The organism is Vibrio sp. 10N.222.55.C7, from assembly GCF_041473335.1.
Classification (GTDB): domain Bacteria; phylum Pseudomonadota; class Gammaproteobacteria; order Enterobacterales; family Vibrionaceae; genus Vibrio; species Vibrio crassostreae_C.
In genome coordinates, this window is record NZ_JBFRSC010000019.1 from 123,422 (window position 1) to 145,189 (window position 21,768).

General features: G+C 43.1%; 13 protein-coding genes. 5 read left to right on the forward strand and 8 right to left on the reverse strand.

Annotation, left to right across the window (positions count from 1 at the left end; genetic code table 11):
- Genes AB4482_RS06970 through dptF form a run of 5 tightly spaced genes read right to left on the reverse strand, consistent with a single transcriptional unit; the run spans nucleotide 1 to nucleotide 10,222 of the window.
- Nucleotides 1–1,896: a DUF262 domain-containing protein gene (locus tag AB4482_RS06970; protein WP_372180743.1), complete on the reverse strand. Its 1,896-nt coding sequence runs from the start codon at nucleotides 1,894–1,896 to the stop codon at nucleotides 1–3.
- The gene (locus AB4482_RS06975; RefSeq protein ID WP_372180745.1) at nucleotides 1,889–2,230 is read right to left on the reverse strand and encodes a hypothetical protein; all 342 of its coding nucleotides are present in this window, start codon (nucleotides 2,228–2,230) and stop codon (nucleotides 1,889–1,891) included. Before AB4482_RS06975 ends, AB4482_RS06970 begins: the two co-directional genes overlap by 8 nt.
- Nucleotides 2,223–7,310 carry a DNA phosphorothioation-dependent restriction protein DptH gene (gene dptH / locus AB4482_RS06980; RefSeq protein WP_372180746.1) on the reverse strand — a complete coding sequence of 1,696 codons (5,088 nt, stop codon included), beginning with the start codon at nucleotides 7,308–7,310 and terminating at the stop codon, nucleotides 2,223–2,225. The genes AB4482_RS06975 and dptH overlap by 8 nt, the downstream gene beginning before the upstream one ends.
- The gene (dptG, locus tag AB4482_RS06985; RefSeq protein WP_372180747.1) at nucleotides 7,291–8,631 is read right to left on the reverse strand and encodes a DNA phosphorothioation-dependent restriction protein DptG; all 1,341 of its coding nucleotides are present in this window, start codon (nucleotides 8,629–8,631) and stop codon (nucleotides 7,291–7,293) included. The genes dptH and dptG overlap by 20 nt, the downstream gene beginning before the upstream one ends.
- Before the next feature lies 1 nt (nucleotide 8,632).
- Nucleotides 8,633–10,222: a DNA phosphorothioation-dependent restriction protein DptF gene (gene dptF, locus AB4482_RS06990; protein WP_372154798.1), complete on the reverse strand. Its 1,590-nt coding sequence runs from the start codon at nucleotides 10,220–10,222 to the stop codon at nucleotides 8,633–8,635.
- Nucleotides 10,223–10,540: 318 nt separating this feature from the next.
- On the opposite strand from dptF, the gene AB4482_RS06995 reads away from it, so the two are divergent.
- The 5 genes from AB4482_RS06995 to AB4482_RS07015 all read left to right on the forward strand — a co-directional run bounded on the left by AB4482_RS06995 (nucleotide 10,541) and on the right by AB4482_RS07015 (nucleotide 16,902).
- Nucleotides 10,541–11,398, forward strand: a complete 858-nt coding sequence (locus AB4482_RS06995) for a YafY family protein (RefSeq protein WP_102266013.1) — start codon at nucleotides 10,541–10,543, stop codon at nucleotides 11,396–11,398.
- Nucleotides 11,399–11,470: 72 nt separating this feature from the next.
- A complete protein-coding gene (locus tag AB4482_RS07000; protein ID WP_372180748.1) occupies nucleotides 11,471–12,415 on the forward strand; it encodes a hypothetical protein in 945 nt (314 codons plus the stop codon).
- A gap of 196 nt (nucleotides 12,416–12,611) precedes the next feature.
- Entirely contained in the window at nucleotides 12,612–13,379 is a 768-nt protein-coding gene (locus tag AB4482_RS07005; protein ID WP_065584647.1) for a 1-acylglycerol-3-phosphate O-acyltransferase, read from the forward strand.
- A 147-nt stretch (nucleotides 13,380–13,526) separates the two neighbouring features.
- A complete protein-coding gene (locus AB4482_RS07010; RefSeq protein ID WP_372180749.1) occupies nucleotides 13,527–14,897 on the forward strand; it encodes an MBL fold metallo-hydrolase in 1,371 nt (456 codons plus the stop codon).
- A 457-nt stretch (nucleotides 14,898–15,354) separates the two neighbouring features.
- The gene (locus tag AB4482_RS07015; protein WP_017069529.1) at nucleotides 15,355–16,902 is read left to right on the forward strand and encodes a sodium:alanine symporter family protein; all 1,548 of its coding nucleotides are present in this window, start codon (nucleotides 15,355–15,357) and stop codon (nucleotides 16,900–16,902) included.
- A 145-nt stretch (nucleotides 16,903–17,047) separates the two neighbouring features.
- Here the strand turns inward: AB4482_RS07015 and AB4482_RS07020 are convergent, their stop codons facing one another.
- The 3 genes from AB4482_RS07020 to AB4482_RS07030 form a co-directional block, all read right to left on the reverse strand.
- The gene (locus AB4482_RS07020; RefSeq protein ID WP_010440610.1) at nucleotides 17,048–17,641 is read right to left on the reverse strand and encodes an acetate uptake transporter; all 594 of its coding nucleotides are present in this window, start codon (nucleotides 17,639–17,641) and stop codon (nucleotides 17,048–17,050) included.
- A gap of 482 nt (nucleotides 17,642–18,123) precedes the next feature.
- Complete coding sequence (locus tag AB4482_RS07025; protein WP_372180751.1) at nucleotides 18,124–19,674, reverse strand: Na+/H+ antiporter NhaC family protein; 1,551 nt, start codon at nucleotides 19,672–19,674, stop codon at nucleotides 18,124–18,126.
- 275 nt (nucleotides 19,675–19,949) lie between these two features.
- A complete protein-coding gene (locus AB4482_RS07030) occupies nucleotides 19,950–21,647 on the reverse strand; it encodes a glycoside hydrolase family 19 protein (protein ID WP_372180752.1) in 1,698 nt (565 codons plus the stop codon).
- Nucleotides 21,648–21,768 lie beyond the last annotated feature (121 nt).

A 21,768-nucleotide genomic window follows, 5' to 3' on the forward strand; every position in this document is an offset into this window, starting at 1 on the left:
CTAATTTTCCAACTCTTCCTCTAGGTCCTCATCAAAGGCATCATTTATAATAGCTTTAATTTCTGGCAACCCACTTTGCTTGAACTCTTCCGTAAGATACACGGTAGTTTTATCTTTTACTGAAGGAATTGCCCACCTTTCCGCTGCAAATTTAAGCAAGTCGAACTCTCGCTTAATTATGTTGTCCTTAACCCACTCTTTACCATCACAAGTAGAATACTCTAAGATCTGTTTCTCTGCATTAGTAGCATTGTTGCTAGTATAGCAATAGCCGTCACCTTTAATTTTTTCTGAGATAGACTTGCGTCCTAACTTCGCATTTTCAGGTGTAAGAACAAGGTTTCCGAGTCGATGTTTAAAGTTATCTGCTAAGTGCACACTCGCCCAATGAGCCTCCCAAAATCCACCATCCCTATGCTGTTGAGGCAATATATGTTCTATGGTGTTTATCTTTTCCGTCTTGCTGGTTGCCCATGGTAACGGAGAAACTCCTTGCGGTGACAGATACAGCTCATACTCATAAAGGAAATAATATAGATATAGCCACCCACTAACTCTTGGGTCATAATTATACTTAACCTCTCCATTGGAAAGCTTTTTAACAACATCTTCCATAGGGGCTGTCTCAATTATGTCTAAATATAGATGCCTAAGAACATAACTTTTATCCTTGCTATTTTTCAATACCGAGTTAGCTAGAGAAATAATATTTTTTGAATTAAAGTCCTTTCTTTTATTTATAACACAATGGACACGAAATATGTATTTTTCACAAGTTTCGGCAACATCTTCAAAGTCATTCTCATCCATATTACTAAAACAAGTAGCAAGCAACGGTCTCATTATTGTGACGAGGTCTAAGTTGTCAATTCGAGTTAATGACTTAAAAGCACTATAAGAAACTATCGATTTGATATTATCTTTATTCTTTGTAGATATAACACCAAAGCCTTTCGCGTAGTTGACCCATGTATTAATAAAACCTATAAAGTCATTAATTAGTGCTTTTGATGGTTCTCCATCTAAAAGTGGACGATATTTTTCAACAAAACTCTGATGAACCACACCTTGAGACACCTTTAGATCATGATGTATGTTAAAAAGCTCAGTAATATATGACTCTTCAAACGCTCTAGAACTAACACCATATTTATTTAGTTCTTTTATTGCCTCAAACCAACATTTTTCAGGCGATAGCGCAAGTCCACATGTTTGATCTATCAAAATGGCAAAGTTCTTGATTTTATCAAACTCTCCTAATGGGAGGCCTCGAGAGTTTATTGCATCAAATGTAAGGTAGCGATCTAGATTTTTATCCTCTAAATCGACCATTACAAACTGAGCTTGCATAGTTAATCTAGTTTTCCACATTAAACATTCATCTAAGTCAAGTTTATTAAACCTAGTTTGCGCGTATTCAGCAGCGTCAAGCATAGCGGTTTTTGGCAATGAGTCCGACTCTGGCTTTATGCCTTCCCCTGAAATTATATAATCTAAACAGGAGTTTAGCTCTAAGTTCTCATTTTGTAAGCGAATTTTTTTGCCATCTTTCTTATAAAAAAGAACACTCTCAATATCTTGGATGTACTGCTTATTTTCCTCAACACCAAGTTCACACAATCTATTTCTTAAAGCACTTAACAAGATAAATACTGATGTAATACGCTGTTGACCGTCCTCTAGAATACTCTTATTTGCTGGTTGATAGTCGTCACAATGAATATCACCTGACTTATCACGAGTAAATATAATAGTCCCCATGTAGTGAGACTTCTTGTCGGCAATTTTTAAATCACTCAACATGTCTTTTATATTATTCTTACCCCAGCTATATCCTCTCTGATTTAATGGTATAAAGAAGAACTTAGATGCCACTGTATCTTTAAAACTATTCATAATTTCTCTTTTTATTTTTAGTTATAGCTAAAGCGCATAGTGGAGCTACATAATCAAGTTCACCGCGTTTGTATGTCGCCTCAACCAAGGTACGAATACCATCACCAAACCGCTCTGTAACTCTTGGAATTTCTCTAATATGCAGTTCTTTTCCTAGCCTTCCTAGTTGCTTATATTCTTTCATATATATGATGATTTCTTGACTGTGAACAGGAGTTGAGTCGTACCACTCACGGAGTGTCACAACTTCTGCATTTCGCTTCGCTATTTCAACTTCTTTTAGTTTTTCCAATACCTCAGGCGATTTCCGGCTAAGCACCTTATCTTTAATCATTTAATAACTCCCAAAATGCTTTATCTCTCATAGGAAGTATCTTCTTCGAACCATCGATGTATAAGCTATAGTGCTTCTCTAGCTTGTTGATGGTTTCCATGAGCTTCTCTTGTTCTGCTTTTTCGTTTACACCAAACATGGCTTTTAGCTCTTGCGGGCGAATCTTCGCTACACGGTGAATAACCCATGTAAGCACGTAGCTTGAGTAATCATTCTCACCGGTTTGGAAATGGGTAATATCTTGTGTAGAAAGAATCACACCAACACCGTACTCACGTCCTTCCTTCAAGATCTTACGTAAGCTTGGGAAGTTCTGAGACATGAAATTATCCGCTTCATCTACCAAAATCATCTTAGTGATTTGGCGGAAGTCGCCCTGCACTTCTGGCTTACCCTTCTTCTGCATCTGTGAGTAAAAGAGATCTAACGTAAGCGCAACAACAAGGTTCTGAATCTCTGCTGGGTAACCTGCTAGCTCTACGACAGTGATGCCATCAACCAAGTCATAAAGGCTCATGCACTTAGTGTTGTCGTCTTCAAAGATCTCTAGCTCATATAAGCTTTCAAGTGCCGCATATAATGAATCTTCATCTGGCTCTGTTTCAATGAACAAGTCCCACACCTGTGAGATTGTCGGCGCTGCTTTTGACCAAGTGCTTGGATCCGCTTTGCGGATACCTGCTAACTCATACGCTTCACCCACTAGCTTACGTAAACGCAGTTGCTGCTTTTGACCTAAGCCAAACGCTTTCCCCATAGTTTCAGAGAAACCGCGCGCAGTGTGTACTGGGAGCATTGGCGTATCACCAAACAAACTCAGTGGGTTGTATGGCAGTTTATGAAGGTTGAACTTCTTACCTGCAGTTGCTTGTTGGAACTTGTCGTCTACATAATCGGATTTGTAGTCGAAAATAAGCATGCCAATTGGCGCACCGTTTACGTTGTCTACTTGATTGCGGTAAAGCTGAGTGATCACCGACTTGGTAAACTGCGTTTTACCCGTCCCCATGGTGCCGATAATACCAGTATTGGTATTCATGAATTTGGCGGTATTTGTTGGCTCCCAGTTCAGTGGTGCTTGTGTTAGCGCATTATGACCAAACAACACGTTTAAGTTGCTGTTAGACTCAACCTTCATAGGTTCAACGACTGGCGATACTTGCTCTTCAACAACAGGCTGTTCAGGCTGCACTAATTCTGTAGTTTCAATCTCATCAGATACCACCACTGTTGGCTGTGATCCAGCTTCAGGGAGTTTTTCTAATCGAGTTTTACCATTCAGCACATACTCACTTGGTACATGGCAAAGTTTCACTACATCTAATTCGTTCAACACTTCTTGCAGCGGAGTTTCCACTAAGCCAGGAAGTAGCCCCATCGGCAGGTCGACTTTTAACACCCCTTCCATCATTTGGTAGTCGGGTTGTAAACAGCCAGCCCCTTCAAGGTGGCTAACCACAAAGCCCTCTGGGTAGTCTGCAATTTGACCAAGTGAATAGTCGCCTCTTAACCACTCTTCTTTGTTTGCCAGTAAAGTATCGAAGTAATCATCAGCAAACACCTTGTATAGGCGATACTTGTCAACTTGCATCAATACTTGGCGCATAAATAGGCCACGGTAAAGCTTGCTTGCTAGGTCATCATTTCCTAGTAAGTCTTGGCTTAAATAACGTAGTAGCTCTTTCGACTGTTTAACGGCTTTGTTGTAATTCGGCACCGAGCCCGTTTTCACTTCAACAGGTAACAAATACATGTCTTGGTCTTTGAAGCCAACCAGCAACACATCGTCAGAAATTTCGCCTTTCTTGTAACCTTGAACATTACGAGAAAATTCACTGTCAGACATTTTCAGGCCAATATTACCCGATACGCGAATCATCTCGGCAACGGACAGAGGCACCCATGTAATGTCTGAATCATGCACTAGGCTAGTCACAAACTTGTAGGCACCAATCACGCCTTTGCGCTCTTTATTGATGGTTGGCGCGCAAGTCATCATTTTCAACAGCCAATCACCGTTGAACGCGTTGAACTCATTGATTTGGCCACCATCACCTTGCTTGATGACTTTCTCAAACAAACCGCGCTGTGCAGTAACAGTGATTGCATCGTAGCTAGAAGAGCTGGTGTACTGATCTGAATAGTGAATCAATACTACATCTTCATTGCTGTGGAAGAAGTCCAACGTCACTTTCGGATCAATGATAGTCGTCCAGATAGAACTCTCGTACGAACGCTCCAGTAAGCCTTTAAAGTCCTCACTGACTGCTAAGGCAACTGCATTTGCACCGTGATATTGAGTATTCGGCTTGAGCGCAGGTTTTAACAGAGCACCGACGTATTTAGCCATCATCAAATGCGGGTAGTCTTGGTAATCCGTTCCCTTCAAGCCAAAACCCGTAAAGTACGAGCCAGATTTACTTTCAGAAGCGTCACCCGTTAGTAGACCATCACATGCAATGCCTGATGCCATGTCTTCTATCGCAATGTCTGAGCAATCGACTTTGTCGTTATTACGGAAAAAGGAAAGATGCGCATAAGACTGACCATCTTTTTCGGCTTGGGCATTCGTGAACTTGCTGTAAGTTAGGCGCGTGCGAAGAATATCGATAATAGTATCGGCAACTTCACGCACTTTACCCTTGTTCAGCTCTAACCACTCTTTCAATTCATCGTAATTGGCTGTTTCTGCAAATCGGTCAAACGCATTAAACGCTAACTTGTCGTCATACAGATTAATATGAATCGACGCAGCCTGATCTTGGTTACTGCGGACATAATCCACCAGCCCCATGAATAACTCTTCAGCGCTGTCTTGGTTCACCGCATTAACGATAATGCTCTTCTCAGAGCCTGTGAACAATTGGCTGAATGCCGTTTGGAACTCGTCGATTTTCTCTTTTACTAACTTGCGAACGAACGTAAGAGAGCTTTTCTCTTGAGGTACACTCTTGATCCAGAACGCGTTCTCTTTGACCTGTTGGTTATAAGAGAACTCATGTTTTGGATGGTAAACGTATGGCAGTAAACCTTTTGGCGACAAGCGTTCAAACGTAACATCAGGAAGCTGAGCAAAGCTCTTGTCATTACGAACCGAATTTCTTAGGTTGAGGTAATACGCCAAAATCAGCGGGTGGAAAGGTGAGTAGTACTCTTCACCTTCAGATTGTACCAAACCGATTTTCAGCGCTGATTTTTGCTCTTTGGTCAGCATGCTACCCGTTGGGATCGCTTCAAAATACGCTAAGCAAGCATCAACTGTATTTTGGACAAGTGTTGTAAACTCATCGCCCCAAGATGCTAATGAAGGCGTACTGCGGCGTTGTTCTAGGTAATCAAAAAGCTCAACGTAAGAAGAGTGAATAGCCTCATCAATCGCTTGCAGGTCATCGAGCTTAATCGCACCTGAATCAGCAATAGAAACAACTTTTTGGTTGATGAATTCTTCTTCCCAACGAAGCAGCTTTAAACGAACACCTGGTACAACGAACTCACTATTATCGATACCCACTTTGCCTTTTTGAGAATAAAATTCGCCGTTATATTCATCTTTGAAAAGCTTGTGATAACGACCTCTATTAATCAATAAAGGTAAGCTCAATGAATCGGTGGCTACTGCACCTTCCACATTAAACTTAAGCTGGTTATCGCCAGATTTTACTGCAAAATCTATTTCGTCAGCTTCATTAGCTAAGGCTTCAAAATCCACTACGGCGTAATCTGCTGCATCAACAACCTGCTTAGCATCAAGCAGTGAACATGCGCTGCCTTCATTAGCTCTAATTTGCAGTTTGTTCTCTTCCATGTTCAAGGTTAAGCGCTGCTTCGCTGGTGCAGGCTCTACCAAGAAGATGTTTTTGAATGGCTCAATATAGAACTCGCCTTTACGAACCACTAAACAACGGAAGTTATAAACCTCAGATTTGTTCTCACGCTTTAGAGCTAAGTTAAAAAACAGTGGCTCATGCTTATACGTACCTTTCAAGCTAGCTCGTGTCGTTTTAAAACTGTTACGTGTTTCAATTACTTCTTCGTTATTAAGCGCTTTAGCTGGCTGAATTTTGAATTGGCTTTTATCAAGATTGCTCGCACCTTGGAAGAGAAGCTTCAGTTCAAACTCATTTACATCTTCATCTAACTCGATGATTAAGTGGCGGTCACGCATGCCCGCTTTGGTTTCTGCACGGTTACGTGCAGTGATTGCCATGCCATCGCTAGCTTGCTCCTCTTCAAGAACAAGTTGCTGCTGAGCATTGCGCTTTTTCTCTTGTAGGAATGCTTCGAGCTCAACGTCTTTCCATGCATCTGTTTCTGAGAAGTTCTCTTTAATAAATTTCTCGCCGAATGATTTCAAGCGGTCTTGAAGCTGACCACCAAAGTGCTCAACTTCAAAAGATAGCTCTTCATAAAGCGCACGGTTGTCTTCTAGGCGTTTTTTAATTTGCTTAGGATTGCCGCTCATTTCAGCTACAAGCGGATCTTCAAACATGCCCAACTCATTGAAGCGTAAGTCTCCGTCTTCAACGGCTTTGTATAGAGACTCGAAGCCAAACATGGTTGCGCCATCTTCTAAAATGGCATCGAATTGATCATCAAGCAGACAGTTCGACACATCGCGCCCTTTGTCTTGCTGATCGATTAACCCTTTCATTGCCGCTTTGATCTTTGATGCGCTCCAAACTTGTCCCACTTGAGCCAAGTCTTCTGCAGAGTTTATCAAGGTATCAAGCAAGCTGTTATGGATCACAACTAGAGCGCAACCTTTTAAGTAACCAGATTGGCTCGCCACTTCATCACGTAGATGAGAGATGTAGTTTTCAGTAAAGCCCTCGAATTCCGCTGGGTTTTCGCTATGAATCACAGGTACGATTTTGCAGCCTGAAAGTTCAATGAATGGCAACTTGATATCGTTAGTCGCATCAATGCTGTTTTCAGAATGAGCCGTCATCGCCTGATACAAGCGCATGCTATTTTCATTATCTGGCGACTTAAACTGATAACGGAAACCTGCCTTGATGTGTGTTTCAGCATCCGCTAAAAACTGCTCTACTAGAAAGGTCTCAAATTGTTTTACGGACATAAACTGCGTCTCCACTATCACTCATGCGCTCTACGTTACCAATGCGCTCATAGAATTTAATTAGTTCTTGTTCTGTTTGTTTATCAACGAAAATGCCACGTTGCTCAAAGGCTGTGATCAGTTCGTGGAAACGGAGTTTGTCCTTTTCTCCAACAACAAGGTTGGTCAATAAGATGATGTAGTCTTGGTTGAGCACTAATACTCGACCGCTGCGACCTCGACTTTGAATAAAGTGAGACGCTAAGTACTTCTCGACTTCTGACACATACTTCTTGTTGATATTGAAACGTTCGCCGACGCTAAACTGTGCGGATGCGAGCTTCATTATGTTACCGAGCCAGTCGAGTGCCAGTTCTGATTCATCTAGAGCCGTGTCTAGATTACGCTGTGACTTAAACGCTCTGGCAAACTTTTCTAGTTGTTCTTTTAGGTGCGTCGACTTCGACTCTTGAATGCCCTTCGATATTTCCCACAGGGGTACTTTTATCGCGTTCTTATCTCCAACACCCGGCTGAAGTAGCTCAAGCATCGTCAGCATAGGGAATAGTCGAGTGGCTGACTCATTAAACAACTTATAGCCATGATTCTTAATATGAGTACGCTCATTACTGGCACGCTCATGATCCATAATGAAATAGAGAGGCTTAGCCACTGGCTCTTGACCACTACGCCAATCTGTTAGCGCTAGACTCAACTGCGCAGAGTATGCAAAACCATAAAAAGACAGGAACGACTCTATTTCACTAAGCAGATACTTAGGGCGACTTGCCAAGAATTTCAGATCGTCACGGAATGCTTTCGAAAGATAAGGTAGGTATGGTTTCTCACTCGCTTGCAATGACGAGTCAGACTTCATTTTTCCACGAAGCGTAGAAAGCATTTCACGTTCAATAAAGTTTAATTTGGCATCAAACTCTTCTACACGCATGTTCTGAAGTAAATTGGTGTACATAGAAGCAACACGTGAATCACCTGCTGCAAATTCACCTTTTTGAGCACGGAACAGAAGGAGTTCAGGGCTCACAGTAAAGATGTCTTTGTTTTCAAAATACATCTCTTTTAGCACTTGCCAAAACTCTTCTTCACCAAGCTTTTCTTCAAACGCACTTTGGCAATCGGCCACAAACTGTTCGTAGCTATAACCTTCTACTTTTTTACGCAGAAGCCCACGCAAAACTAAACCGATGACCGCATCAAAATCAAAGTCATTACCCTTGGTTCGAATAGGTAAATAGCTGCTTAGGCTGTTTTTATTCGGCACGCCTTCCGCAGTTTGTGGCAACGATTGATTAAATGGTAGGGTGTAATTATCCATTGTCATTTTATAAGCCACTCACTTCGAAATATTCATCATCTTCATTCACGATCTTGTAGCGTTTGTCGTTTTTCAGAATAAACAGAGTATTCTTTTCGTTCGCTACCGTGATGATCTGCTCTATTACTTCATCCAACAAAAGCACCGCATTTTTGTCATGCTTATTCGGTCGGTACCCTTGGTTGATTTTTTCCAACAAATCCAACAAGTTAATACTTATCGGCATTGGCAGAAGTGAATGGTCATCAACTCGAATATGAGCGTTAAATGAGCCTATCTTGCCCACCGCTTGTGTTTTAATCGATGAAAAATCAGGTTTCACTTCAAGTTCAGCTGCTGTTTTGAAGCCATTGTATTCAGAGACAAAGAATTGGTCTTTATCGAGTGATGGCGAATTGCGGTTACAATAGCGATGTACAGCTGCAATGAGAGTGTCTTTATAAAACTTATTCAGTTCTTTTTTCTGCTTTCCAGAAAACTCGCTATGAAGTAGCCAGATGTTTGCGTATTGCTCAACCAAAGAGTTATCAAAGTCTGCTTTCAGCTCATTGATATAACTATTCGCAAATTGCTCTTCGTCTTTCAACAGATAAACCATGCGCAAGTATGAAGCAGCAGTGAGCACATCAAATACACCGAGCGCTTTCACTTGATCTTTAAGTTGTGCGAAACCTTTATCTTCGATCCCTAAACCAAACTGAAGAACGAACTCATCCACTTTGCGAGTGTGAATATTGCTTGGGTCAAAGCTTTGAATATGTTCAAGTAACTCGTTATCAGAGCCTGAATACAAATTATCAAACAAGTATCCATCGCTCGCTAAGATCTGGTACACAAAGTCCAGTAACGCTCGAGCCGTTAAGAACTGGTCTTTGATTAAACGAGCCTTTAGCAACAAAGAAATAATATTCTTTTGTACAGATTCTAACCCTAACAACGCATAGTTTGCCGTGAGTTTACTGTGGCCTAACTTTTGTACTTCGCTGTCATACAGGGCGTAAAACGGGTTGTCCAACGTTGGTTCCGTTAAGCGTGCGAGAAACTTAGCAGCAAAGTCGGATGTGCTAACTTCGTGGCCAAGCGTAAATTTCGGGTACTGCTCGAAATCTAAGAAAATGTGGTTCGCTGGAATATCGTCCGTTTTGTTTTCCAAGAACGCTTTTATCGAAGCTTTAATATCGTCGTGTTGTTCAGCACCTTCCTCAGCATAGTTGCCTAACATTCCGATATTAATGCCAACAACAAGTGGCTTATCATTTCCTTTGAACTGTGAGAATCGCTCATCCAACGCATTGATTGCCGTCTGATTTGGGTTAAAGCTGTGTGTCGCATCCAGATGGAATTCATGTGTCGCTTTATGCTTCTGGCTATACTGAGTCAGAATCTCAGATTTACCATCACCACTACTGCCACACAAAAATATGATGTCACTTTTCTTAGAGGACAGCAGAGACTTTTTAAAGTCCACTTCGATATCTGTAGTGATGTACACATGGCTTTTATAATCAGCCAGAAGATCTTGATTTTGCTCTCTTTCTGTACTTACCGCGTAGGGCGATGATTTAGAAAGTATGCTGAGGGCTTTTTCTAAGTTCAAAGGAATCTCTTCAAAATTTGATTAAACGGACTTTTTTTGTGGAGATAAATAGTATCAAACACGGAAAAGTAACGGTACTTGTAACCATAAAAAAATGGAATGAGTGGATGAGTTAACATCACCATATGCAAATTGTTTATCTTACTCGCTTTACAAACAAATATTGTGTTTAGTATTAGAAAAGTATGATTTAGCTTACATTGCGTTACGTAACACTCCGCAATTTTAACCGTTGAGTGTGTACTATACCCATATAAAAAATGTACGTATATTCTGTACACATCAACATGTATCATTTTCAGGCATTAGATAATTGTTATGACAATAAAGTGGGATCAGTTACTGCGCTTCAAATTAATCGAAGTTGTTGCATTGTGGGAGGGTCGCGTTACGACTAATCACCTATGTAACTCTTTCAACATTAAGCGACAGCAAGCCTCTAGAGACATCAAAGCTTATCAAGAGCACTTTTCTACTTCACCACTTGTTCATGATCGTAGTATTAAAGGCTACCGACTTACTGATCATTTTGCGCCAAAGTTTACAAAAGGCACTCCTAACGAGTATTTGTCGCTACTGCACAAATACAACAGTGACCATGTAGACGGCTTTAATTTAAAAGATCTGGGTTTCGCAGACTCTATTGTCCTTTCAGTCCCAGACAGGCAGATAGCCCCTATAATCGTTCGTAGACTTCTTCAAGCGGCACGAGAAAGACGCAGAGTTGATATAGAGTATGTATCAATGGATAACCCTGAAGGGCGAGGCAGAAATATTGTTCCGCACACTATCGTATTTGATGGATTTCGCTGGCACGTGAGAGCATATTGCGAAGAAAGAAAGATGTTCTTAGACTTTGTATTGAGCCGATTTAGAGGTGAGCCTGAGCTGCTCAACCAATCGGAGATTAACATCGAAGACGATGAAGATTGGGCAACAGAAGAGATAATCGAAATCATCCCAAATCCACATCTTTCACCCGCACAACAGCAAATAGTGAAAGTCGACTACGGGATGCATGATGCGCCATTTACAATTGACTGTCGACGAGCATTGATTAAGTATTTGCTCAAACGTTTGGATGTCTGCGTAGATACTAAGAAGCTCTCTTCAGCTCCAAAAAAGTACCAATTAACCCTAGCGAATCCAAAGAATATAAAACGCTGGTTGCTATAGTGGTATAGCAAGACATTCCCCATAGGTAAATACTCACTACCTTTATCTCGATAACTCAGAAATGGTTCAAAATTGACAGTTAACACATACTCACACATAGATACCCCATTCAACCTGCGCCACACCTGTTGGTTTTGTGGTGAACCTTCAAGTAACGTTGTTGAATTTCCTAAGACAGCGCAGGCAGTTGCCAAGATAGGCCATTCACCGATCGCACTGCCGGCTTGTAATGAGTGTGCGAGAATTAACTATTCAAAGAATCTGACCTCAATTTGGTCTGTGCGCGATCAGATAAAACACACTCTGATAGACAAGTACGCTAAGCACCTTGGCATCGGTGAGAACTGGACGGAGCAAGAGCTTATTGATTCTGATTTCTCGGGTTCGACGCTCGGTGGGTTTGGGCGCAGCGCTTGGAAGATGTATCAAATAGCCAAGCAACGAGTCGATTATCAAGGTTGGCCTTTGTCGCTTGATAACATCGCCATTGAGGCCAACGACGAAACCAGTGGCTTTGAGTTTGACGGTACTCGTTATGCCTCAATCAATTCATGTATCGACTATTTCACCAAGGCAGCAGGCGTAGACAAAGAGCTGTTGTCGCAGCTTGTCGACATCGTTTCATCAGAAAGGTTTAGCTACGCACTGCGAATCACCAAGCTGAACAAGAATGTCTCTAATACCAAGCGCTCGGAGATCGTCGAAGAGGTGCTGCAACAGGAGTCTGAACAAGAAGAGATACTGCTTGAGCAAGCTAATTCAATGTTTAACCCAAACGTCGAAGAGGTGAATATTTCAGGCTCAATAGCGCCTGTATTTGCCATTCAGTGGGCGCTGGCTAACAAGGTTAAAGATTTAGCCCACCTTTGTGCTCTCGAAGATGAGTATTTTGACTATTTCGAGCACCTCGGCGGCCCTGCAGCTTTCATGTCCTATAACGGCCTACAACTCTATTTAGAGTCGCGTCAAGATCCTGAATGGGTAGAAGAGTTGGATCCAAATAAACAGTATTGGTGAACATGCCTCGCTACTGGTGAACACGTGTAAGCTCGATAATCGTGTCAAACACCCATTGTTAGTCCTTGTTTTATATAAAGATCTAAAAACAGAACCCTATAACAGTTAATTGTTGCAATTCGGTTAAATAGAGTGAAAACTTCAAGCATCTAAAACTATTTAATCACTGCCATCTGCGGTGAGTAAGGAGTGAATTGTGCTTGCTGTTCTTCGTATTATTTTGGCTACGGTGTTTATTATTTTCACCACTCTATGTGCTTTTGTTTACTGCTTGTTTAGCCCCAAGAACCCCAAGCATGTGTACGTTTTCTGTCGTTGGTTCAACCAACTCCAAAAGATCATCGGTGTAAAACTGGTGCAACGCGGCCTAGACAATGCCCCGACACCAGAAAACAGCGTCTACATCTCTAACCACCAAAGCATATTGGATTTTGTGACCGATCCAGGAATGCTAAGACCACGCACTGTTTCATTGGGCAAACGCGATTTGTTGTACGTGCCTTTCTTTGGCCTGCTGTATTGGATCACCGGTAACATCATGATTAACCGCGAAGACAAATCCAAAGCACGCGATACCATCAAGCAAGTGGCGGAAGCGATTCATCAGAGAGATCTGTCTGTTTGGGTTTACCCGGAAGGAACCCGTAGTAAAGGGCGTGGACTACTGCCATTCAAAACAGGCGCTTTCCGAATGGCAATTGAAGCTGGTGTGCCTATCACCCCGATGTGTACTAGCACCACGCACAATAAGATCGACTTTAATCGTGCCAATAATGGCATTGTGATCACCGAGATGTTGGAACCTATCGATGTATCCGGATACAAGCTTAGCGATGCGAGAGAGTTGGCCAATCGCTGTCACGCACTCATGGCAGAGAAAATAGCAGAGCTTGATGCCGAAGTGGCTCGTTTAGAGGCGCAGCAAAAAACAGAGTTGGATTCAGATCGTTCTTCTACGAACTAACTCGCAACGAAACCACTGAGTCATCGCTCAGTTACTTAAAAAGACACTCAACGATCGCAACTCTCATTGTTCTTGTTTTACTTGCTGGCGCTTATCCGCAAAATAAAAACAGGCGTTAACGGCTTTATAGAGCAATGGGAGCAAACGATGGAAGTGATTCACCATGGTGGCAAACATACTGTCACAGGATCTTGTCACGAGCTAAGAGATTCAGGCCAAGCGGTGCTCATCGATTGTGGCCTTTTTCAAGGTTTGGATCTTCAAGGTAAAAAGCTTCAAGGGGAAGACGCACACCCTCTTGATATTGAATTTGAAACGTCCCACCTCAACGCTCTGCTGCTGACCCATACTCACATTGATCATATTGGCCGATTACCTTGGTTACTCGCCAGTGGGTTTAACCAACCGATTTATTGCACGCAAGCCACCGCTGAACTTGCCCCTTTAATGATTGAGGATGGCTTAAAGCTGCAAGGACTCAGCAATAAACAGTCGAAGCTGATACTCAAAAAGATTCATTCGTTAATTGCTCCCAAGCCTTACGGGGAATGGTTTCCAATCACGTCTAAACAGCAAAACAACGGAAAGGATCATGATAGGCCAAATACTCTATATGCTCGCTTTCAACCTGCGGGGCACATCTTAGGTTCTGCCTATATCGAGATTAAATTACCCAACCAAGAGGTGGTAGTCTTCTCTGGCGATTTGGGCCCAAGTAACACACCACTACTGCCCGATCCTAAGCCACCACGACAAGCCGACTATCTGTTTATCGAATCCACTTATGGCACCAGTACTCATGATGATATCGCTACGCGAGCTGAGCGCCTCAAAGCAATAATTGATCGTTCACTGCTCGACGGTGGCGTTATTCTAATTCCGGCCTTCAGTATCGGCAGAACTCAGGAACTGCTGTTTGATATCGAGCACCTGATCTTTGAGCATCAACTCAGTAGCGATATTCCTATTATTCTCGATTCTCCGATGGCTCAGAAAGTGACACGTTCATACCGACGCTTTAAAGAGTTGTGGGGACAAGAAGCAAAGCAGCGTCTTGAACTGGAACGCCACCCACTCGCTTTTGAGCAGTGCATTACCGTCGATGGACATAGAATGCACAAGAAAATCGTGAATCGCCTCAAGTCGACAGGTGAACCCGCGATTGTGGTCGCAGCTTCTGGAATGTGTCAGGGCGGCAGGATAATGAACTACTTATCAGCCTTGCTTCCCGATAAACGAACCGATGTGATTTTAGCTGGCTATCAAGCGCACGGGACGCTCGGACGAGAGCTGCAACAAGGCGAAATGCAGGTTTTTATTGATAACAAAGACGTTGAGGTTAACGCTCAAATTCATGGCATGTCTGGCTATTCTGCCCATGCTGATAAAGAAGATCTCTACCGATTTATAGAAGAAATAACCGTGCCACCCAAAGAGGTACATTTGATTCACGGAGATCCAAACACTCAGTCTGAGTTCGCTAAAGAATTACAGACACGAGGGTTCGTGATTGTTTGAAACAGGCATCAAATTAGCCACTTTTACTAGGTAGATATTAAAGCCTCAATTATCAAACCTTCAAAAGCCATAGTCTCTTAGACCTGCTAGCTCACCCGATGCAGGTGATATATTCCAAGCTACTTATTCCACCATTCCTATATCAGCCGTTTATGCTAAGCGGCTTTAACCGCTGTTTTGCGCGATTTCATTTCTTATGCGTACCTAAAATTCTCCTTTCTGTATTAATCACTATTTATTCACTTTGCAAAACACAACAAAAAAAACAACCAGTTGCATATCAAGTTAAATAAAACGATTATCGAATTAGCACTAAGCGTTAACAAACACCCCCTGTAACATGCTTTATGTCACAGTAATCCTAATAGGCAGTTAAATAATTTAACACTCGGGTTACAAGTGAAGTATTGTGTTGTTCGAAAAACAATCATAAGCAAAACTAACAGGGAAAATACTCATGCAGTCATTCGTTGATTTTTTGAATGGAATAATCTGGAGTCCAGTACTTATCTACCTATGTTTAGGTGCAGGTTTGTTCTACTCCATCATGACTCGATTTGTTCAAATCCGTCACTTCTTTGAAATGTGGCGCTTGCTACTATCGGGTAAAAGCTCATCAAAAGGCATCTCGTCTTTCCAAGCTCTAGCCGTTTCGCTATCTGGCCGTGTAGGTACAGGTAACATTGCTGGTGTTGCTGCCGCTATCGGTTTCGGTGGCCCAGGTGCAGTATTCTGGATGTGGGTTGTAGCCTTCTTTGGCGCCGCGACTGCTTATGCAGAATCTACGCTAGCGCAAATCTACAAAGAAGAAGACGAAGGCCAGTTCCGTGGTGGTCCGGCTTACTACATTGAAAAAGCAATGGGTCAGAAGTGGTACGCATGGATCTTCGCAATCGCGACTATTTTTGCATGTGGTATTTTGCTTCCAGGTGTTCAGTCAAACAGTATTGGTAATGCTGTAGAAGCTGCATTTGGTTCAGGTGACATGATTGAAACAGCTGTCGGTACATTCAGTTTCGCTAAAATTTTCACCGGTACTGTTGTTGCTATCATCCTTGCTTTCATCATCTTTGGTGGTGTTAAACGTATTGCGAACTTCACACAGATCGTTGTTCCTTTCATGGCATTGGCTTACATCATCATCGCGTTCGTTATCATTCTGCTAAACATCAGCCAAGTGCCAACTGTTTTCGCAATGATTGTTGGTGATGCATTCACACCTATGGCAGGCTTCGGTGCTGCAATTGGTTGGGGTGTTAAGCGTGGTGTTTACTCAAACGAAGCGGGTCAAGGTACAGGTCCTCACGCGGCTGCGGCTGCAAGTGTTGATCACCCAGCTCAGCAAGGTTTGGTACAAGCTTTCTCTATCTACATCGATACTCTTCTAGTATGTTCTGCTACAGCGTTCATGATCATCATCACTGGTGCTTACAACGTTCACGGCGGCGCTGAGGGTGTGTTCCTTGTTCAGAACCTAGCAGCAAACATCGGTGCGAATGGTCCTGTATTTACACAGCTTGCTATTGAAAGTGCACTACCAGGCATTGGTAAGCCATTCATCGCATTTGCTCTGTTCTTCTTCGCATTTACAACGATTCTTGCTTACTACTACATCGCAGAAACGAATATTGCTTACCTACGTCGTACCATCAAGATCCCTGGCATGATGTTCGTACTTAAGCTTGTTCTTATCACTGCCGTTTTCTATGGCACAGTTAAAACAGCGAACCTTGCATGGGCAATGGGTGATGTTGGTGTTGGCTTGATGGCATGGTTAAACATCGTTGGTATTCTGATCATCTTCTTCATGTCTAAGCCTGCGCTTAAAGCTCTAGCTGACTACGAAGAACAGCAGAAACAAGGCGTAACTGAGTACACATTCAACCCTGTAAAACTAGGCATTAAAGGTGCAACTTACTGGGAAGAGAAGTACAAGCGTAAAACAGGCAAGTCTCCAGAAGCAGAAGCTGCAGACACTAAACCTGTAGAGCAACCTTCAGCTTAAGCTTTCCTTAGCAAATAGATCGCTTTAACAAATAGTGCTATTAATAACGCATAAAAAAGGGGTTAGCTATTTCGGCTAACCCCTTTTGTTTTATTCATAACCAATAAATGGCTTATAACAAACTAACTGTTCCCGAGTTAGAGTATTAAGCAGCGATTTCTTGTGTTGCCATTTGAGGCGCTTTCTTCTCACCGATAGGCAGTACTGTGCGGCCGTATTCGTTGTTGATTACTTGTGCCATTGCAAAGTAGATAGCTGAAGCGCCACAGAAGATACCTTCAAAACCAGCGATAGTGCCGATTAGTTCGCTGCCAGTGAAATCACGAGCGGCTAGCAAGAAGAACAAAATAGTTAGTGAACCGAATACTACTTGCTTCGCAACTGGGTAACATAGAGAACCGATGAACATGAAGCCTGTGAAGATACCCCATAGTAATAGGTACCAACCCATGAATGCAGCAGGGCTTGCTGGAAGGCCCATGTAAGGCATTACAATCAAACCAACCAAAGACAACCAGAATAGGCCGTAAGAAGTAAACGCAGTTGTACCGAACGTGTCACCACGTTTGAAACACATAGTGCCCACGATAACTTGGCTCAAACCACCGTAAAAAATACCCATTGCAAGAATCATAGAATCGATTGGGAAGAAACCTGCGTTGTGGATATTAAGAAGAATGGTGGTCATACCGAAACCCATTAAGCCTAGTGGCGCTGGGTTAGCTAGTTTGGTCGACATTACGAATTTACCTTATTAAAGTGGTTGATTAAAAAAAAGCGATAAAAACTATCAGAAAATTTTAATCTATAAACCGTACAACTAGGTAATCCAGTTATCGAAAACTAAGATTGTACAAATGATCTTATGGAAAATAGGTTTCATAATGAACCTATTCAATTCACCGAAACTATCAATAAACAGATTCCCTATCACGTTCGTTCCTCACTGTAAGGAATGACGAGTGAGGTAAGTGTTGAGGCAATGAGACAAAGCCTGGTGCTACGTCACTCTAGAATCGAGGGACGAGATATCTGGAATCTCCTCTTCGATATAAGCACGTTTGGCGCACTAAAGAGATTCCCTATCACGTTCGTTCCTCACTGTAGGGAATGACGGAAGTTTGCTTAGATGCAAGTAAGTGAAATGAAGAACAAGAGAGCGAGCTTTTCGTTACTCGTTTACTCGCATCCCGTATCTACTCACTCACCCGTTATCTTAAATTATGCTTGTTGAGCTTTAGACTCAGACACTTGAGATTGAACGTCTGAAGAAGCGTTTTTACTCGCATCGCGCTTGGCTAACAACGTCACGACAATCAACTGAGCAACAAGAGCGCCTAACACAACCAATGCACTTCCCGTAAAGCCTGCGACTACAAAACTAATCAGAGCAATAGAGCCGTTCATCAATGCGTAAGGAAGCTGCGTCTTAAAGTGTTCAAACTGATCACACCCAGCCCCGGTTGAAGAAAGAATCGTGGTTTCAGAAATCGGTGAGCAATGGTCACCAAACAAGCCACCAGACAACACAGCGCCAATTGCGACGAGAAGCGGAGCATCTATCACAATCGCGGTTGGAATAACCAATGGCATCATTATCGCGAAGGTTCCCCACGACGATCCCGTTGCGAATGAAATGATAGCCGATAATAAAAACGCGACCGCAGGTACTAACCAATATGGAAAGCCGCTCTGTGCTTGCTCAGCAATATAAGCTGCCGCACCCAACTCTTTACCAACGGTGCTTAATGCCCAAGCCAATACCAAGATGATCGCGACTGGCATCATGTTTCCCATGCCTTTTAAGTACACAGAAACACCATCAGACAACTTTCTTACACCGTAGTAAGCCATTAACGAAATTAATGTAATCGCCGCAAAGAAATAAGCCGATGATAACGCCGCTCTAAATGATGAACCTGCGACCTTTTGGAACGGGAAACCTTGTGGTACCAGCATGGCACACAACACCACCAGCATCACTAACAATGGTGCCCAGACAAAAGATGCCTTTGCATTTTTATGCGAGAACGGATTTAGTGATTCGTTATTCACGCCAGAGTTAATTCCCGCCTGGCAATCACGCTCAGCTTTTGCCATTGGCCCAAAATCTAAACCTTTAACGGACACGAGCGGAACGATGAAAATCGCGAGGAATGCGTAGAACTGAAAAGGAATCGCACCGATGAACGCATCCCAATCAGACATATTGACATTCAACGCCGTAAACTCTTTTTGAATCAGGCTCATGATATACACGCCCCACCCGATAAAAGGGATAAGGATCGCGACGGGTGATGATGTAGAGTCGATGATGAATGCCAACTTCTGTCTAGAAAGTTTCAGTTTATCGAAAAGAGGGCGAAAGACAGGACCAACAATCAACGGAGTACCTAAGTCAGAGAAAAATATAACGATTCCACCCAACCATGCTGACAATTGAGCTTGGCATTTATTGCTTACCCACTGAGTCACTCGCTTTGCAAACGCGACGCCACCACCGGACTTTTCCATCAATGCGACAAAGCCACCGATGAATACCAACAGCATGATCACACCAGCGTTATAGCTGTCGGTAAGTTGAGGGACTAGGTAACCTTTCACCATGGTACCAAACGTATCAAGCGGGTTAAGTTCGCTAAACATGCCAGTCAGCATCGCAACACCACTCAGCACGCCAGCAAAAAGGCCAATCACCACATTCCTTGTCGCCAACGACAACACCAAAGTAATCACAATGGGGATGAGTGACGTGATATCTGTCTGTTCCATAGGTACACCTTAACCCTAAAATAAAAAAGAATAAATATAATTTAAATTTGAATATAAATTCACACCCATCGTTTGTACAGAACTTTATCCTCTAACTGGATAATTAGTCTTTAAATGCGCTTCAACATAGCCAAATAGACCAATAGCCCTCCTTAGATAGCCAAGTTCGAAACGAAAAAAAGCCGAAAGTAGACACTTTCGGCTTTTGATTATTTATATCATTATGGTCGTACTACTGAACTCGTCGGTTAGACCGCTTTTCAGTATTCAGACGATCAATTACAACTAATTTCATCCCAGAACCAATTCGATTGAACTGGGCTTTCCCATACGCCCGGGCCGTTTTTAGCCACGAAGCACTTGCCGTTATGCGTCACTTTATCGCCATTACTCACTTGGCTAACGCCCGCTTGCCACGTGATAAACACAGATGGGTCAACAACGACAGGTGACTCGGTAACTGGCGGTTCAACTGGTGTTGGGTCTACCGGAGCAGGATCAACAGGCGATGGATCTGTCACTACCGGTGGTGTTGGCTCTCCAGCAATCAATTTCCAAGGGCCGCCATTGGTAGGGTCATCCCCTTGTGTCCACCATTTCGCTTCATAGGTTGCACCGTTGTGAGTCACTTGGTCACCCGCGTTGTAAACCTTGGTCGCACTCCAACCATTACCACCCGGATCAGTACCAGGATCTACCGGATCCAGCTTATCGACAACTTTCACTTCAGGCCAACTCGCATGAGAACCATAAAAGTTGGTCACACACTTCTCGTAATCGCCAGCCACCAGTGCGGAATAAGCAGTTTGAAAGCCCACTAGCTCACACTCAAATGAATACCCTTCTGGGCGGTCTGCGTAGTATTTCCAGTTACCATCCCAGTTGGTGTACAACACATCCGTTGCTCCGTTGAGATTCAAGCTTCCGTAAGGCGTTTGCTGCCAACATGTATTGGCTTCATCGGCTTCTACAGGAATTTCATAGTGCGCGGCTAACCCTTCCCAGTAACGAATACGGTTAACGGGTTGGCCTTTGTCTTTGTTCTGCTCGCCACATTCAATACCACCATTGATCACGTTGATTGTGGTACCAAAGCCATAGCCAATACCCGCATCCAATTCACGTTGAGATGGTGTCCATGTTCGGTCAATTACATGCAGCATTGCCGGTTTAGGCGCTTGTGGTGTTAAAAAGAACCAGATAGCAGACGCTAAGTTCAACCAAGAATCCGCCACTAAGCCCGGATTGTTGAGAAGCACCGTCGCATCGCCATCGAACATCACTTCAGAGAACGCGCCGTAATTAAAATGGTAAGAAAGCTGTTTAGCACCACGTCCGAAGTAACCCTGCCCCGCAGCACATGGCCAACGGGCATTCTGCCAATCATTCTGACCACAACCTGTGGTGTAACCTTCTTGGCCTTCAGACCAACCCATTTCGCGAACATGCACCAGCGCTTGCTGCCACTCTTCTAGAGCTAATGGATTATCAGAGGTGTTGCCTATCGCGATGTGCCCACCCGTCTCTTGTGAGAAATGAGCAAAGGCTGTAATGATGGATTTTTTACAGATGGCGTCGGAGTCACGGCCATCGGTGTACTCTCCACAGAACGCTGGGAATTTACCGATCGCACGTAAGAAGCGAGTGTAGGTGTATTCTGGCGCTGCCATCTGAGTGAGGAAGTCCCATTCAGATTGAGGGAACACGCGCTCTACACGCTTTATGTTTTCAGGATTCGAGGGGGAACCGGGTTCAATCGCTTCAACGATTGTATTCGGGCGAGTTTGAAGGGCCTGTGACCAGATCGCATACATAGGATCGGATGTTTTCGCTTGTTCAGCAGCTTGTAGAGCCGACTTTTCAACAAGGTAACCATTCGGGTTTTGCGGATCAGGTTGAATGTTCAAAGACGCATGACTTTGCGCTGCTAATGTGCAGCCCAGTACTGTCGCCAAATATTTGATTTTTAACATGATGGATTCTCTTATCTGTCCTTAATAAGTCCATCAAAGAGTATGCTTCACATGTGGAATGGCCTAGCTGTAGCTGTGTGAATTTATAAAAAGTGCGAGTGATCTTTTTGATACATGGCTC

Bases quoted from the DNA above. Each gene is read 5' to 3' on its own strand.
- AB4482_RS06970 (WP_372180743.1), bottom strand. From the start codon at position 1,896: ATGAATAGTTTTAAAGATACAGTGGCATCTAAGTTCTTCTTTATACCA.
- AB4482_RS06975 (WP_372180745.1), bottom strand. From the start codon at position 2,230: ATGATTAAAGATAAGGTGCTTAGCCGGAAATCGCCTGAGGTATTGGAA.
- dptH (WP_372180746.1), bottom strand. From the start codon at position 7,310: ATGTCCGTAAAACAATTTGAGACCTTTCTAGTAGAGCAGTTTTTAGCG.
- dptG (WP_372180747.1), bottom strand. From the start codon at position 8,631: ATGACAATGGATAATTACACCCTACCATTTAATCAATCGTTGCCACAA.
- AB4482_RS06995 (WP_102266013.1), top strand. From the start codon at position 10,541: ATGACAATAAAGTGGGATCAGTTACTGCGCTTCAAATTAATCGAAGTT.
- AB4482_RS07010 (WP_372180749.1), top strand. From the start codon at position 13,527: ATGGAAGTGATTCACCATGGTGGCAAACATACTGTCACAGGATCTTGT.
- AB4482_RS07015 (WP_017069529.1), top strand. From the start codon at position 15,355: ATGCAGTCATTCGTTGATTTTTTGAATGGAATAATCTGGAGTCCAGTA.
- AB4482_RS07020 (WP_010440610.1), bottom strand. From the start codon at position 17,641: ATGTCGACCAAACTAGCTAACCCAGCGCCACTAGGCTTAATGGGTTTC.
- AB4482_RS07025 (WP_372180751.1), bottom strand. From the start codon at position 19,674: ATGGAACAGACAGATATCACGTCACTCATCCCCATTGTGATTACTTTG.
- AB4482_RS07030 (WP_372180752.1), bottom strand. From the start codon at position 21,647: ATGTTAAAAATCAAATATTTGGCGACAGTACTGGGCTGCACATTAGCA.